The organism is Variovorax sp. Soil_C_26, assembly GCF_057657075.1.
In genome coordinates this window covers 62,488-77,810 of the sequence record NZ_JBDGJC010000014.1, presented here as the reverse complement: position 1 = coordinate 77,810, position 15,323 = coordinate 62,488, and the positions used below count along the sequence as shown (strand labels likewise).

The following is a 15,323-nucleotide window of genomic DNA, read 5'->3' as shown; positions in this document are numbered from 1 at the left end:
GTTAGGGTTCTTACGTGGGTCAGATTTAGGTGGAAATCGCCGGGCTTAGTGGGTCACTTCTGGATGGAAATCAACACGCGGGGCTTTATTATTCGTAAGCTCGTCCAAGCGGCTTGCTCTTTCATTGCTCGGTTCACGGGCCCTACTCGATTTTCATCGCCACCCCATGCCCACCCACCTCCACCTCATCACCGGCGCCTCCCGCGGCCTCGGCCGCGCCATGGCCGAACAACTGCTCGAACAACCCGGCAACCACGTCCTCCTCGGCATCTCCCGCCGCCAGAGCCCCGAACTCGCCGACCACGCCAAGAAGAACAACAACAGCAACAACAACGTCGAGCTCATCCAATGGGAGCAAGACCTCTCCGACCCCATCGCCGCCGCCGCCCGCGTGCGCGAATGGCTCGCGGCGCAAGACCCGCAGCGCTTCGACACGGCCACGCTCATCAACAACGCGGGCACGGTCGGCAACCCGGCGCCGCTGTCGGCTTCGGACGATGCCGATCTGGCGCAGGCGCTGCGCATCGGGCTCGAAGCGCCGATGCTGCTGACGGCCGCGTTCCTCGGCGGCACGCGCGAATGGCGCGGGGCGCGCAAGGTGCTCAACATCTCGTCGGGCCTGGGCCGCAACGCAATGGGCAGCCAGGCGCCGTACTGCGCGGCGAAGGCGGGCATGGACCACTACTCGCGCGCGGTGGCGCTCGAAGAAGCAGCCAATGCTTCCAACAATGGCGCGCGCATCGTGTCGCTGGCGCCGGGCGTGATCGACACCGACATGCAGGTGCAGTTGCGCGGCACGTCGGCCGAAAAGTTTCCGGACCGCAGCCGATTCGAAAAGCTCAAGAGCGAAGGCCTGCTCGACAGCCCGGCCTCGGCGGCGGCGAAGGTGCTCAAGTACCTGGCGCGTGCGGACTTCGGCAGCAAGCCGGTGGCCGACGTGCGCGACACGGATTGATCGTCACACCATGGCCACCGCACAAGGCATCGATACCGGCGAGTACAAGCTCTTTCCCTCGCCGCGCAATATTCACCGCATCGTCTTCGCGCACCAGGTGTTCGTGCCTTACCCGTACGCGTTGATCGTGATGAACGAGTTCGGGTTCAAGGGGCGCCACAGCCTGTTCGCTGCTTATCGGTTGAAGGACGGGAAGATGGGGCAGGTGGCCAGCTTTGAGTTGGAAGCGGATGTGGAGATTTTTAATCGGAAGTTTGTGCCGGATTGAATGAGGGCGCTGGCGGTGGTGGCGCTGCTTGCCCCCAGCCCTGCCTTCCCCCGGAGGGGGAAGGAGAAAGACTCAAAGGGCGGTGCTTAGGACTGCATGGCGAAGCGGTCGCGTTGGGCTTGGGCGCATGCGCCCATCACGGCGAGGGCGCGCTCGACTGTGGGGGTGCCTAGAACGAAGGGGTTGGGCGCCTGCGCGGTCTGCTGTTGCCGCAGCGCGGCCAGCTTGTCTTGCGAGCCGTCGATGTTCGAATGGTTCGACAGCAGCACGTCGACGCGCTGGCTCTGCACGATGCCGCCCATGCGCTGCGTGGCGCCGATGTAGGCGTCGAGCCGCGGAATGTCGTTTCCGAAGTTGAAGCCGGTGCCGCCCCACAGCATGGCGCGGTGCTTCTGGCCGTTGGCGGCTGTCACGTCGAACACGGGCGACAGGGTGCCGCGCGTGTGGCCTGGTGTGAGGTACAGCGTCACGCTGGTGTCGCCCAGGCGGATGCGGTCGCCGTCTTTCACGGAGATGTCGCGCTTGGGCGGCGCGCCCCAGAGCGGGGTCGCAAACTCGAGCCGGGTCTCGGTCATGGTCCAGTCGGCGTCGCTCATCACCACGCGCGCGCGGTACTTCCTGGCCAGGTAGCTGGCGCCGCCGTAGTGGTCGCCGTGGCCGTGCGTGACGATCACGTACTTGATCTGCGCGGGGTCGAGGCCCAGCTTGCGCATGCCGCCCTCGATGAGCGTGGCGGCCTCGGCCTGGGTGTTGAGCGCATCGATGAGGATGATGCCCTGCGAGGTCTTGATGGCCCAGGCGCTGACCCAGTCGGCGCCCACGAAGTAGAGGTTGTCGAAAGCCTTGCCCGGCGGCGGTGCGGGCCGGGCGATGAAGCCGGCCAGGCTCTTGTCGAGCGCGTCCTGCGGCGGCCGTGCGGCGGGGGCGGGCTTGCACAGGGTCAGCAGTGCGGTGAGGTCGGTGCCCGCGGCGCGCGTCGCGGCGGCCACATGCGAGTCCACGGATTCCTTCGACGGGCCAAGGGCCGCGTGGTCTGGGGGGCGGGTGGGGATCTGCGCGCAACCCTGCACCAGGGCCACCACCGCCGCCGCGAGGGCGGTGGTGATGGTCAGCTGGCGGGTGGCCTTCGCTTTCTGTGATGCCATCGGTGGTGTCTCCGTGCCGGCGGTGCGGCCTGTGGTGGAGACACCATTCTGCGACGGCGCGCGCTTATTCGAGGGTCGCGCCCGAGGCTTTGACGATGCCTTCCCACTGCGTGTAGTCGGTCTTCAGCAGGGTGCCGAACTGCTCGGGCGTCATGCTCTGCGGCTCGGCGCCCTGGGCGATGATGGCGGCCTTCATTTCGGGCGTGGCGAGCAGCTTGTTGACTTCCGTATTCAACGTGGCGATCACGTCCTTGGGCGTCTTGGCGGGCACGAAGATGCCGTACCAGGTGCTCACGTCGAAGCCCTTGTAGCCGAGCTCGGCGACGGTGGGCGTGTCGGGCAGCGAGCTGCTGCGCTTGGCGCTGGTCACGGCCAGCGGGCGAAGCTTGCCGGCCTTGATCTGGCCGAGCGCCGAAGGCACCGACGACACCATCAGGTCGACGTTGCCCGCGAGCACGTCCATCATGGCGGGGTTCGATCCCTTGTAGGGCACGTGGCGCATCTTGATCTTGGCGGCGCCGTTGAAGATCTCGCCGGCCAGGTGGATGGTGGTGCCGTTGCCGGGCGATCCATAGGTCACGGTGTCGGGCGCGGCGCGCGCAGCGGTCACCACGTCGGCGAGCGACTTGAACTTGGAGTCGGCGCGCGTGACGATCACCACGGGCGTGTAGGCGACGTGGGCCACGGCCGCAAAGTCGTTCACGGAGTTGTAGCTCAGGTTCTTGTAGAGCCAGGGCGCGACGACCATGTTGTCCTTCTGGCCCATCACGATGTCGTAGCCGGTGGGCGCGGCGCGCGCGGCCTCGGCAATGCCGATGGTGCCGCCGGCGCCGCCGCGGTTGTCGGGCACCACGGTCCAGCCCTTGGCTTCGGTGAGCTTCTGCGCCACCAGGCGCGAAAGAATGTCGGTGCCGCCGCCGGGCGGGAACGGCACGATCATGCGCACCGACTTGGCGGGATAGGGCGCGGTCTGCGCCTGAGCGGGTGCGATGGTGGCAAAGGCCAGGGGGAGTGCCAGCGAAAGCGCCAGCGTGCCGAAGTTTCTGCGGATCATGGAATGTTGGTTGTCTCTGTCTGGAGGATCGGGGAATGCAGCCGATGCACGGCTGGCGTGGGTATTTTCCGCCGGATTGACATCGCCGCTCGAAGCGCAAATACTTCACCGTATGGTTGAGTATTTTTGGCTCGCCCGCCGCAGCGCCAGATCGGCGTCGCGCCGGGCTCAACAGGAGAAGCGCATGCTCGGAAACATCGACGCGACGGCCAACCTGGCGGTGAAAGACCTCGCCACGGCCCGCCGCTTCTACGAAGACACATTGGGCCTCGCGCAGGTCGACGCCGAGGGCGACGAGGTGATCGTCTACCGCAGCGGCGGCACGCGCATCAACGTGTACCGCTCGGCCTTCGCCGGCACCAACCAGGCCACGGCCGTGACCTGGGGCGTCGGCAACAACATCGAAAGCCTCGTGGCCGCGCTCAAGGCCAAGGGCGTCAAGTTCGAGCACTACACAGACATGCCCGACACGCGCCTCGAGGGCGACCTCCACGTCATGGGCGACATGAAGGTCGCGTGGTTCAAGGACCCGGACGGCAACATCCTGAACCTCATCAACATGTGAGGATGCGCGCCGGGCCGAACCCGGCGCTTCAGCCGAAGTTCTTGGCCGCGAAGTCCCAGTTGACCAGCTTCGCCAGGAAGGTCTCGACGAACTTCGGGCGCAGGTTGCGGTAGTCGATGTAGTAGGCGTGCTCCCAGACGTCGACCGTGAGCACCGGCGTGTCGCCCGTGGTCAGCGGCGTGCCTGCGGCGCCCATGTTCACGATGTCGAGCGAGCCGTCGCCCTTCTTCACCAGCCAGGTCCAGCCCGAGCCGAAATTGCCCACGGCCGACTTGACGAAGGCTTCCTTGAACGCGTCGTAGCTGCCCCACTTGGCGTCGATCGCCTTGGCCAGCGCGCCCGTGGGCGTGCCGCCGCCCTGGGGCTTCATGCAGTTCCAGAAGAAGGTGTGGTTCCAGATCTGCGCGGCATTGTTGTAGATGCCGCCGCTCGACTTCTTGACGATCTCCTCGAGCGGCATCGACTCGAACTCGGTGCCCTTCTGCAGGTTGTTGAGGTTCACCACATAGGCGTTGTGGTGCTTGCCGTAGTGATATTCGAGGGTTTCCTTCGAGTACTCGGGCGCCAGCGCGTCGAGGGCGTAGGGCAGGGGCGGGAGGGTGTGTTCCATGGTGGGTCCTTCTGGGTTGTTGAAAAAAAGAAAGAACGCTTCGCTGCTCAAGCGAGCGGCTTGTTCGGCGTCACGCGGTAGGCGCAGCGCCGCGCGCCCGCCAGCACATGCTCGACGCGGCTCACGCTCACGTCGGGCCCGAGCACTTCGTCGAAGAGCTGCAGTTCGCTGCGGCAGAAGCCGGTGCAGGCGCGCGCCGCGGTGCAGATCGGGCAGTGGTTCTCGATGAAGAGAAAGCCGCCGTCGTCCTCGGGGCGAAACTCTGCCATGTAGCCCTCGCGAGTGCGGATCTCGGCCAGCCGCTCGAGCCGCGTCTGCAGGCTGCGCGCGCCCCGCATGGCCTCGGTGTAGGTGGCGCGCATGGCGTTCTCGCGCGCACCGATCAGCTGGTCCATGCCCTTCTCGCCGAACACGCTGACGACGGCGCTGATCATCTGCACGGTCATCTCGGCATGCGTGTCGGGAAAGCGTGCATGGCCCGCGCCCGTGAGCCGCCAGATCTGCGTCGGCCGGCCGCGGCCCGCCGGGCGGCTCTCGGCGTCGACCAGGCCCTCGGCCTGCAGCTTGGCCATCTGCTGGCGCACCGCCTCGACCGTGACGTCGAGCACCTTGGCGATGTCGGGAATGCCGAGCGCGCCGCGCCGCTTGAGCGTGGAGAGGATGCGGTCGGCCGGCTGGTGCGGCGTCCAGGCGGGCTTGGCGTCGGCGGCGGGAGCGGGCATGGGCGGGGTCTCGGGCAATGCGGTGGGGCCTATTGTCGGCAGCGGCAACTCATGATTGTCGTGCGCCGGCTTCGCCCCTCGCCTGCGCAGGTGCTTGCCACCCGCCGCCCAGCGCCTTGTAGAGCGCGACCAGGCTGGTGAACGAGGCGGCTTCGGCCTGGGCCACGGCGTCCTGCGCGCGCAGCCAGGTGCGCTGCGCGTCGAGCACGCTCAGGTAGGGGGCGGCGCCTTCGCGGTAGCGCACCTCGGCCAGCTCGGCGGCACGGCCGCTGCGGGCGGCGGCCTGCACCAGCGACTGCAGGCGCTGCTGGTTCTGGCCGTAGCCGGCGAGCGCGCTTTCCACGTCCTCGATGGCGCGCAGCACGGTCTGCTCGTACTGCGCGCGCTCGCCTTCGGCACGCGCCTCGGCGCCGCGCAGGCGGGCCCTGGCCGAGCCGAGCCGCAGCGCGGGCCAGCTCAGGCCCGGCGTCACGCTGAAGGCGCGGCTCGCCGAGCTGCCGAGGTCCGAGCCGCGCAGCGCGACGAACCCGAGAAAACCGCCGATGTCGATGCGCGGGTACAGCTCGGCCGTGGCGGCGCCGACGTCGGCCGTGCCTGCGGCCAGGGCGCGCTCGGCGCGCAGCACGTCGGGCCGGCGCCGCAGCAGGTCGCCCACATCGCCGATGGGCAGGCGCTTGTCGAGCACGCGCAGCGGCTGCGGCTGCAGCAGCATCGGCGCGAGCTCGGAAGGCTGCAGGCCCGCCAACACGGCGACGCGGTGGGCGGCCTGGCGGCGCGTGGTCTCGAAGACGGGCAGCTCGCTTTCGGTGGCGGCCAGGTTGGCCTGCGCGCTCGCCAGATCGCCTTCGAGCCCGCGGTCGGTCTGCACCTGCGCCTCGGTCACGCGCAGGCTGCGCTGCAGGCTGTCGAGCGTGCGGCGTGCCACAGCCAGGCGCTGCTCGGCGCCGCGCATCTCGTAGTAGTTGCGCGCCAGCTCGGCCACGGCCACGATGCGCACCTGCTCGAGGTCGGCGGCCGAAGCCTCCGCACGCGCGGTGGCGGCTTCGTCGAGCCGCTGCAGGCGGCCGAACAGGTCGATCTCCCATGCGGCATCGAAGCCGGCACGGCTGCTCTGGGCCAGCGTGCGTGCTTCAGGAGGCAGGCCGTTGCCCTGCGCGATGCTGCGCGTGTGGCTGGCGCCGAGCGTCACCGCGGGCAGGCGGTCGAGCCCGGCCTCGGCCTGCAGGGCGCGCGCTTCGCGCAGCCGCGCCTCGGCGATGCGGATGTCGTGGTTGGCCGCCAGCGCGCGCTCGATCAATGCATCGAGCTGCGGATCGTCGAACTGGCGCCACCAGTCGCGCTGCACGGCGTCGCTCGCGAACAGCGCGCGTTCAGGGGCGGCGATGGCGACGGGCGGCTTGGCCGGCGCGGTGTAGCGCGGGCCGACGGCGCAGCCCGCGAGCAGCAGCGGCAGCAGCAGCAGTGCCGCAGGAAGAAGAGAACGGTTCATGGTCATGCTCCCGCAACCAGTGCGTCGAGTTCGGCGGCCCGCTGCGAGCGGCCCACCGTGCGGTGGTCGCGCGCCAGCAGCGTGTACATGGTGGGCAGCACGAACAGCGTGAACAGCGTGCCCACCAGCATGCCGACCACGATCACCAGGCCGATGCTGAAGCGGCTGTTGGCGCCCGCGCCGCTCGCGAACAGCAGCGGCACCAGGCCCATCACCATCGCGGCGGTGGTCATCAGAATGGGCCGCAGCCGGATGCTCGCGGCCTCCTCGATCGCCAGGCGGCGGTCGAGGTTCTTGTGCGCCTGGATCTCGTTGGCGAACTCCACCATCAGGATGCCGTGCTTGCTGATGAGGCCGATCAGCGTCACCAGCCCGATCTGCGTGTAGATGTTGATGGTGGCAAAGCCCATCGCCAGCGGCACCAGCGCGCCGCAAATCGACATCGGCACGCTCACCAGGATGATCAGCGGATCGCGCAGGCTCTCGTACTGCGCCGCCAGCACGAGGTAGATCACGATGATCGCGAACACGAAGGCCAGCACCAGCGCCGAGCCTTCCTGCGTGAACTGGCGCGCATCCGACTGCCAGTCGTGGCTGAAGCCGGCGGGCAGCTTCTTCGCCTCGTCGGCCAGAAAGGCCACCGCGTCGCCCATGCTCACACCCGGCATCGGAATGGCCTGGAAGGTCGCGGCATTGAGCTGGTTGAACTGCGTGAGCGTGTTGGGCCCCACGCTGGTCGAGAGCTGCACCAGGTTGGCGAGCGGCACGGGCTCGCCGCTCGCGCTCTTCACGAAGTAGCCGGCCAGCGCCTCGGCCGTGAGCCGCTGCGCGCGCGGCGACTGCGGAATCACGTCGTACGAGCGGCCGTCCATGCCGAAGCGGTTGACGTAGTTCTCGCCCACCAGCACCGCGAGCGTGTCGCCGATGGCCTTCATGGTCACGCCCATGCTGTTGGCCTTGGCGCGGTCCACGCGCACCTCGGTCACGGGGTTGTTGAACTCCAGGTCGCTGTCGACCACGGCGAACTTGCCGCTGTCGCGCGCGGCGGCCTTGAGCGACTCCATCGCCTCGAACACCGTGCGGTGGTCGCCTGCGCTCTTGATCACCATCTGCACCGGCAGCCCGCCGGTCGAGCCCGGCAGCGACGGCAGCTGAAACGCGAAGATGTTGCTGCCTTCGACATCGCCCATGGTGCGCTGTACCTCGTGCTGGATCTCGTCGGCGCTGCGCGTGCGGTCCTTCCAGTCCGACAGCTGCACGCCGCCGATGCTGTTGGCCACGCCGTCCGATCCGTTGATGAGCCAGCGGCCGGTGTTCTCGGGCAGCGCCGCAAAGACCTCGTCCCATTTCTGGCCGAACTTCTCGACGTAGTCGATGTTGGCGTGCTGCGGCGACTTGATCGCGGTGAGCACCATGGCCTGGTCCTCGCCCGGCGCGAGCTCGCGCTGCGCGGCGTTGTACAGGAACGGCAAGCTCGCAAGCACCGCCACTGCGAACACGCCGGTCACCCATCGGTGGCGCAGCGACACGCCGAGCAGCCGCCCGTAGCCGCTGGCGAGCCGGTGGAAGAAGGCCTCGGCCCGGCGCGCCATGCGGCCCGCCGCGGCATCCTGCGGCAGCAGGAACGAGCTCATCACCGGCGACAGCGTGAGCGCGATCACGCCCGACACCACCACCGCGCCCGCGAGCGTGAAGGCGAACTCCTTGAAGAGCGAACCCGTGAGCCCGCCCATCAACCCGATCGGCGCATACACGGCAGCCAGCGTGAGCGTCATCGCGATGACGGGGCCGGCCACCTCGCGCGCACCGATCAGTGCGGCCTGCACGCGCGACTTGCCCGCTTCGATGTGGCGATGCACGTTCTCGACCACCACGATCGCGTCGTCCACCACCAGGCCGATGGCCAGCACCATCGCCAGCAGCGTGAGCAGGTTGATGCTGAAGCCGAACAGCAGCATCAGCGCCGCGGCGCCGAGCATCGACAGCGGGATCGTCACCACCGGGATCAGCACCGCGCGCAGCGACCCCAGGCAAAGAAAGATCACCAGCACCACGATGGCGATCGCCTCGAGCAGCGTCTTCTGCACCTCGTCGATCGAGGCCTCGATGAAGCGCGCGAGCTCGAAGGGCAGCTGCACCTCCACGCCCGGCGGCATGTTGCGTTCGATCTCGGGCAGCAGTTCGCGGATGCGCTTCACGATGACCAGCGGGTTGCCGTTGGGCGCCGCCTGCAGGCCGAGGTAGATGGCGCGGTCGCCGTCCATGGTGGCGCTGCTGTCGGCGCTGGCCGCGCCGAGCTCCACCGTGGCCACGTCGCCCAGCCGCACCAGGGCGTCGCCCTCGCGCTTGACCACCATGTCGCGGAACTCGGCCACGTTCGCCACGTCGGTGTTCACGCGGATGTTCGACACCACGTAGAGCCCCTTCACCTGGCCGGGCGCAGCCTGCACGTTGTTCTGCCGCAGCGCGTCGGCCAGCTCGCCGGCCGAGATGCCGCGCGCGGCCATGCGTTGGGGGTCGAGCCACACGCGCATCGCGAGCGTCTGGCCGCCCGACACCTCCACGCCCGATACGCCCGGGATCGACGCGAACTGCGGCTGCACCACGCGCGAGAGGTAGTCGGTCAGTGCCGGGATCGGCATGGTCTTGCTCGAAAAGCCCACGTACGCCACCGCGGTGGCCTCGCCCGACGACTTGAGGATCACCGGGTCGAAGGCCTCGGGCGGCAGCCGGTACTTGACCTGGCTCACCTGTGCCATGGCCTGCGTGAGCGCCTGGTTGGCATCGGCATTGAGCTTCATGCGCACGCTGACCACGCTGCGGCCCAAGGTGGACGACGACGAGAGATAGTCGACGTTCTCGATGGTCGCCACCGCCTGCGCGATCGGCTGCGTGACGAAGCCCTGCATCAGCTCGGGCGAGGCGCCGGGGTATTGCGTGGTGATGGTGAGCGTGGTGCTCTCGGTCAGCGGGTACTGGCGCACCGGCAGGTCGCCGATCGCGCGGGCGCCGAGCAGCAGGATCAGCGTGCTCACCACCAGCGCCAGCACGGGCCGGCGCACGAACAGGTCGGTGAACTTCATGGCCGGCGCTCCGCGAGGGCGAGCGTGTCCTGCCCGGCGGGCGCCACCGCGGCGCCGGTGTAGAGCCGCAGCTGGCCCGAGGTGACGACCTGCTCGCCGGCCTTCAGGCCCTGCTCGACCACGACGCGGCCGTCCTGCCGGTCGCCGGTCTTCACGAACACCTGCTGCGCGGTGAAGCCGCCCTTGTCGGCCGGGCGCACGACGAACACCGAGTCGCCGTGCGTGCTGTAGGTGATGGCGGTCTCGGGCACCGTGATCGCATCGGTGCGCGCGGGCAGCGCCACCTTGGCGTTGACGTACATGCCGGGCGCGAGCGCGCCGTCCGCGTTGTCGAGCGTGGCCTGCAGCCGCACGGTGCGCGTGTCGCTGCCGATCTGCGGCTCGATGGCGCTGAGCCTGCCTTCGAAGGTGCGGCCCGGATGCGCGTCGACCGCGAGCGACACCGCCTGGTTGCGCTTCAGTGCCGGCAGCGCCGTCTCGGGCAGCGTGACGTTCGCGAGCAGCGTGCGGGCGTCGGTGAGCGACACCAGCGCATCGCCGGCCCGCACGAACTGGCCCAGGTTGACGCGCCGGATGCCGAGCACGCCGTCGAACGGCGCCTTGATGCGCTTCTGCTCGACCAGCGCCTGCACCCGGCGCAACTCGCCGTTGGCCTGGTCGAACGCGGCCTGCGCCTGTTCGAGCTGCTCCTGCGTGGCGGCCTGCTGCGGCAGCAGGCGGCGCGTGCGCTCGAGCAGCGCCCGGGCATTGGCGCGCTGGGCCGCAAGGTGTTCGAGGTCGCCCTGTTCGGGCGCGTCGTTGAGCTGCACCAGCAGCTGGCCGGCGCGCACGGGGGCGCCCGGCGTGAAGAGGATCTTCGCGACCCGACCCTCCACCTCGGCCGGCACCTCGACCTGGCGGTGCGCCTCGAGCGTGCCGATGCCGCCGAGATGGCGCGCCATCTCCGACTGGCGCGCCTCGGCGACCGCCACCTTCACCGGCGGCATGCCGCCGCCGCCCTCGGCATGCGCCGGCCCCGGCTTCGTCGCCAGCGCCCAGATGGCGGCGCCCACCACCACCACCGCGAGGCCGGCGCCGAGCCAGGCCCTTGATCTTGTGTTCATGATCGATTCTTATTTATCAAAGTAGATGCTTGGATTATTAGGCGCGGCCGTTCGCGCTGTCGAGACCGACGGCGCAATGACCCCGCTGCGGCCGGGCCCATCCGCATCGCAGCGGTGGCCGGCATCGCAAAGACGCACGAGCGCGCCGTCTTGTGACAGGGGCGGTGGCGGCGGGCGGCGCGTCTTTATGTTTTCTTTATGCGGCCGCCCGGGCTTTGTTCCCCGTTTTTACGCAGCGCTGCCGAGACTGGGCTCCTTGTTTTTCGCTCCAGGAGCAATCGAATGGACATCGTCTGGATGGGCGCCCTGCTGGCGCTCTGGGCCGCGCTGGCGGCCATGGTGCGCGGCCTCGACCGGCTCGACGCAGCACCGAAGGCGGCGTCGGCCGCCGCCGAAGGAGGCACGCCGTGATCGCCCTCGAAGCGCTCTACGGCTTCGGCGCGCTGGTGGCCGTGGTGCTGTTCGCGTACCTCGTGTTCGCGCTGATCTGCGCCGAGGAATTCTGAAATGACCGCTTCCGCCTGGGGCCTGCTGGCCCTCTTTCTGGCCGCGCTGCTGGCACTGGCCTGGCCCGTGGGCCGGTTGCTCGCGGCGCTGTGCAGCGAGCGCATGCCGCGCTGGGCCGAACGCATCGAGGCGCCGTTCTACCGGCTCGCGGGCACCGTGCCCGGGCAGTCGACGGGCTGGCGCGGCTATGCGCTCGCGCTGCTCGCCTTCAATGCGGTCGGCGCCGTGGTGCTGTACGCGCTGCAGCGGCTGCAGGGCGTGCTGCCGCTCAACCCGGCGGGCCTGGGCGCGGTGTCGCCCGACTCGGCCTTCAACACCGCGGTGAGCTTCGTCACCAACACCAACTGGCAGGGCTACGCCGGCGAGGTCGCGATGAGCCATCTCACGCAGATGCTCGGCCTTGCGGTGCAGAACTTCTTCTCGGCCGCCACCGGCATCGCGGTGGCCTTCGCGCTGGTCCGCGGCTTCGCGCGACGCGGTGACGGAAAAGGTGCGGGGCTGGTGGGCAACTTCTGGGCCGACCTCGTGCGCATCACGCTGTGGGTGCTGCTGCCGCTGTCGTTCGTGCTGGCGCTCGCCTTCGCGGGGCAGGGCGTGGTGCAGAACTTCGACGCCGCGCGCACGGTGCAGCCGCTCGAGGCCGCGGCCGGCCCGCAGGTGCTCGCGATGGGACCGGTGGCCTCGCAGGAGGCGATCAAGCTGCTCGGCACCAACGGCGGCGGCTTCTTCAATGCCAACTCGGCGCACCCGTTCGAGAACCCGACCGCGTTCTCGAACCTGCTGCAGATGGTCGCGATCTTCCTGATCCCCGCGGGGCTGTGCTTCGCGTTCGGCCGCGTGGTGGGCGACATCCGCCAGGGCTGGGCGGTGCTCGCGGCGATGACGGCGATGTTCGTGGTCGCGGTGGTGGCCGTGGTGCATGCCGAGCAGGCCGGCAATCCGCTCTTCGGCCCGCTGGGCATCGACCAGGCGGCGAGCGCGCTGCAGGCGGGCGGCAACATGGAAGGCAAGGAGGTGCGCTTCGGCATCGATGCCTCGGCGCTGTTCGCGGCCGTCACCACGGCCGCGTCGTGCGGTGCGGTGATTGCCATGCACGACGCGTTCACGCCGCTCGGCGGCATGGTGCCGATGGTGCTGATGCAGCTCGGCGAGGTGGTGTTCGGCGGCGTCGGTAGCGGCCTCTACGGCATGCTGGTGTTCGCCATGCTCGCGGTGTTCATCGCGGGGCTGATGATCGGCCGCACGCCCGAGTACATCGGCAAGAAGATCGAGGTGCGCGAGATGAAGCTGATCGCCATCGCCATCCTCGTGACGCCGGTGCTGGTGCTCTCGGGCACCGCGGTGGCGGTGCTGGCGGGCGCGGGCCGGGCCGGCATCGCCAACCCGGGCGCGCACGGTTTCTCCGAAGTGCTCTATGCGCTGAGCTCGGCCGCCAACAACAACGGCAGCGCGTTCGCGGGGCTCTCGGCCAACACGCCGTTCTACAACGCGCTGCTCGGCCTGGCGATGTGGTTCGGGCGCTTCGGGGTAATCGTGCCGGTGCTGGCCATCGCGGGTTCGCTCGCGGCCCGCAAGCGCCTGCCCGCGACGGCCGGCACGCTGCCCACGCACGGGCCGCTGTTCGTCTTCCTGCTGATCGGCGCCGTGCTGATGGTGGGCCTGCTCAACTACGTGCCGGCGCTGGCCCTCGGGCCAGTGGTCGAGCACCTCATGCTATGGAAGTGAGGCGCACCATGACTTCCCCTCTCTCGCTGCTCGACGCGTCGCTCCTGAAGCCCGCGCTGTGGGCCGCCTTCGCCAAGCTCGACCCGCGCACGCAGTGGCGCAACCCGGTGATGTTCATCGTCTACATCGGCAGCATCCTCACGACGCTGCTCTGGGTGCATTCGCTGGGCTTTCCGGGCGACACCGGCATGAAGCCCGGCTTCGTGCTGGCCGTGACGGTGTGGCTGTGGTTCACCGTGCTGTTCGCCAACTTCGCCGAGGCGCTGGCCGAGGGCCGCAGCAAGGCGCAGGCCGCCTCGCTGCGCGGTTTGCGCAAGGACACCTGGGCCAAGAAGCTGCAGGCGCCGCAGCATGGGAGCGCGTGGCTGCCGGAGCAGGCGCCGAACCTGCGCAAGGGCGACGTCGTGCTGGTCGAGGCCGGCGACGTGGTCCCGCTCGACGGCGAGGTGATCGAAGGCGTGGCCTCGGTCGACGAGAGCGCCATCACCGGCGAATCGGCGCCCGTGGTGCGCGAATCGGGCGGCGACTTCTCGGCCGTGACCGGCGGCACGCGCGTGCTGTCCGACTGGCTCGTGGTGCGCATCGCGGTGAACCCCGGCGAATCGTTCCTCGACCGCATGATCGGCATGGTCGAGGCCGCGCGGCGGCAGAAGACGCCGAACGAGGTGGCGCTGACCATCCTGCTGGTGGCGCTCACGCTGGTGTTCCTCATGGTCACGGTCACGCTGCTGCCGTTCTCGGTCTTCAGCGTCGAGGCCGCGGGTGCGGGCACGGTGGTGTCGCTCACCGCGCTGGTGGCGCTGCTGGTGTGCCTGATCCCGACCACCATCGGCGGGCTGCTCTCGGCCGTGGGCGTGGCCGGCATGAGCCGCATGATGCAGGCCAACGTGATCGCCACCTCGGGCCGCGCGGTCGAGGCGGCCGGCGACGTCGACGTGCTGCTGCTCGACAAGACCGGCACCATCACGCACGGCAACCGCCAGGCCAGCGCCTTCCTGCCCGCACCGGGCGTGACCAAGGCGCGGCTGGCGCGGGCCGCCATGCTGGCCTCGCTGGCCGACGAAACGCCCGAGGGGCGCAGCATCGTCGAGCTCGCGCGCCGCGAGGGGCTCGGTAGTGTGGCGGTGGAAGGTGTGCGCTTCATCCCGTTCACCGCGCAGACCCGCATGAGCGGCGTCGACCTGCCCGCCGCACCGACCAGCCTCGACGCCAATGCCGTTGTGCTGCGCAAGGGCGCGGTCGACGCGGTGCGCCGGCATGTCGAGGCGCTCGGCGGGCGCGTGCCGCCCGAGGTGCTGCGCGCCGCCGACGAGGCCGCGCGGCGCGGCAGCACGCCGCTCGCGGTGGCCGAGGGCGACCGGGTGCTCGGCGTGGTCGAGCTCAAGGACATCGTCAAGGCCGGCATCAAGGAGCGCTTCGCCGAGCTGCGCCGCATGGGCATCCGCACGGTGATGATCACGGGCGACAACCGGCTCACGGCCGCCGCCATCGCGGCCGAGGCCGGCGTGGACGACTTTCTTGCCGAGGCCACGCCCGAGGACAAGCTCGCGCTGATCCGCACCTACCAGGCCGAGGGCCGCCTCGTGGCCATGACCGGCGACGGCACCAACGATGCGCCGGCGCTCGCGCAGGCCGACGTGGCGGTCGCGATGGGCAGCGGCACGCAGGCCGCGAAGGAGGCCGGCAACATGGTCGACCTCGACTCCAACCCGACCAAGCTGCTCGAGGTGGTGGAGACCGGCAAGGCGCTCTTGATGACGCGCGGTTCGCTCACCACCTTCTCGATCGCGAACGACGTGGCGAAGTACTTCGCGATCATTCCGGCGATCTTCGTCTCGACCTATCCGCAGCTCGGCGCGCTCAACGTGATGCGGCTCGCGAGCCCGTCGTCGGCCGTGCTGTCGGCGGTGATCTTCAATGCGCTCGTGATCGTGTTCCTGATCCCGCTCGCGCTGCGCGGCGTGCGCTATCGGCCCGTGGGCGCGGCCGCGCTGCTGCGGCGCAACCTCGCGGTCTACGGGCTCGGCGGGCTCATCGTTCCCTTCATCGGCATCAAGTTGATCGACTGGCTGCTCGCGGCCGTCCACTTCGTCTGAG

14 protein-coding genes are annotated in these 15,323 nt (G+C 69.4%); 7 read left to right on the top strand and 7 right to left on the bottom strand.

The genetic code is table 11. The features are described 5' to 3' along the window. Positions 1-166: 166 nt before the first annotated feature. Positions 167-955: an SDR family NAD(P)-dependent oxidoreductase gene (locus tag AC3A6G_RS25500; protein WP_487874866.1), complete on the top strand. Its 789-nt coding sequence runs from the start codon at positions 167-169 to the stop codon at positions 953-955. Positions 956-965: 10 nt separating this feature from the next. Then, on the top strand, positions 966-1,223 hold the full coding sequence (locus tag AC3A6G_RS25495) for a hypothetical protein (RefSeq protein WP_487861016.1): 258 nt from the start codon (positions 966-968) through the stop codon (positions 1,221-1,223). A gap of 86 nt (positions 1,224-1,309) precedes the next feature. On the opposite strand, the gene AC3A6G_RS25490 is transcribed toward AC3A6G_RS25495, so the two are convergent. Further along, complete coding sequence (locus tag AC3A6G_RS25490; protein ID WP_487874865.1) at positions 1,310-2,368, bottom strand: MBL fold metallo-hydrolase; 1,059 nt, start codon at positions 2,366-2,368, stop codon at positions 1,310-1,312. Positions 2,369-2,432: 64 nt separating this feature from the next. After that, positions 2,433-3,422 (bottom strand): Bug family tripartite tricarboxylate transporter substrate binding protein, encoded by a 990-nt coding sequence (locus AC3A6G_RS25485; protein WP_487874864.1) that lies wholly within the window; start codon positions 3,420-3,422, stop codon positions 2,433-2,435. Positions 3,423-3,606: 184 nt separating this feature from the next. Here AC3A6G_RS25485 and AC3A6G_RS25480 point away from each other — a divergent pair, with 184 nt between their 5' ends. Next, positions 3,607-3,987 carry a VOC family protein gene (locus tag AC3A6G_RS25480; protein WP_487874863.1) on the top strand — a complete coding sequence of 127 codons (381 nt, stop codon included), beginning with the start codon at positions 3,607-3,609 and terminating at the stop codon, positions 3,985-3,987. Between the two features lie 28 nt (positions 3,988-4,015). Here AC3A6G_RS25480 and AC3A6G_RS25475 read toward each other — a convergent pair whose 3' ends face one another. Genes AC3A6G_RS25475 through AC3A6G_RS25455 form a run of 5 tightly spaced genes read right to left on the bottom strand, consistent with a single transcriptional unit; the run spans position 4,016 to position 10,994 of the window. Continuing rightward, positions 4,016-4,597: a superoxide dismutase gene (locus AC3A6G_RS25475; protein ID WP_487861020.1), complete on the bottom strand. Its 582-nt coding sequence runs from the start codon at positions 4,595-4,597 to the stop codon at positions 4,016-4,018. A gap of 47 nt (positions 4,598-4,644) precedes the next feature. Continuing rightward, the gene (locus AC3A6G_RS25470) at positions 4,645-5,319 is read right to left on the bottom strand and encodes a helix-turn-helix transcriptional regulator (protein ID WP_487874862.1); all 675 of its coding nucleotides are present in this window, start codon (positions 5,317-5,319) and stop codon (positions 4,645-4,647) included. A gap of 49 nt (positions 5,320-5,368) precedes the next feature. Further along, a complete protein-coding gene (locus AC3A6G_RS25465; RefSeq protein WP_487874861.1) occupies positions 5,369-6,814 on the bottom strand; it encodes an efflux transporter outer membrane subunit in 1,446 nt (481 codons plus the stop codon). After that, on the bottom strand, positions 6,811-9,891 hold the full coding sequence (locus AC3A6G_RS25460; RefSeq protein ID WP_487874860.1) for a MexW/MexI family multidrug efflux RND transporter permease subunit: 3,081 nt from the start codon (positions 9,889-9,891) through the stop codon (positions 6,811-6,813). Before AC3A6G_RS25460 ends, AC3A6G_RS25465 begins: the two co-directional genes overlap by 4 nt. Then, positions 9,888-10,994 (bottom strand): efflux RND transporter periplasmic adaptor subunit, encoded by a 1,107-nt coding sequence (locus tag AC3A6G_RS25455; RefSeq protein ID WP_487874859.1) that lies wholly within the window; start codon positions 10,992-10,994, stop codon positions 9,888-9,890. Before AC3A6G_RS25455 ends, AC3A6G_RS25460 begins: the two co-directional genes overlap by 4 nt. 282 nt (positions 10,995-11,276) lie before the next feature. Between AC3A6G_RS25455 and AC3A6G_RS25450 the strand changes: the two genes are divergently transcribed. The 4 genes from AC3A6G_RS25450 to kdpB are packed head-to-tail and all read left to right on the top strand — an operon-like array spanning position 11,277 to position 15,322. Further along, positions 11,277-11,405, top strand: coding sequence for a hypothetical protein (locus AC3A6G_RS25450; RefSeq protein ID WP_487861025.1), 129 nt, complete (start codon positions 11,277-11,279; stop codon positions 11,403-11,405). Next, positions 11,402-11,500 (top strand): K(+)-transporting ATPase subunit F, encoded by a 99-nt coding sequence (kdpF, locus tag AC3A6G_RS25445; RefSeq protein ID WP_487861026.1) that lies wholly within the window; start codon positions 11,402-11,404, stop codon positions 11,498-11,500. The genes AC3A6G_RS25450 and kdpF overlap by 4 nt, the downstream gene beginning before the upstream one ends. Before the next feature lies 1 nt (position 11,501). Beyond that, complete coding sequence (kdpA, locus tag AC3A6G_RS25440; protein WP_487874858.1) at positions 11,502-13,226, top strand: potassium-transporting ATPase subunit KdpA; 1,725 nt, start codon at positions 11,502-11,504, stop codon at positions 13,224-13,226. Between the two features lie 8 nt (positions 13,227-13,234). Continuing rightward, complete coding sequence (gene kdpB / locus AC3A6G_RS25435) at positions 13,235-15,322, top strand: potassium-transporting ATPase subunit KdpB (protein WP_487874857.1); 2,088 nt, start codon at positions 13,235-13,237, stop codon at positions 15,320-15,322. Position 15,323: the final 1 nt, after the last annotated feature.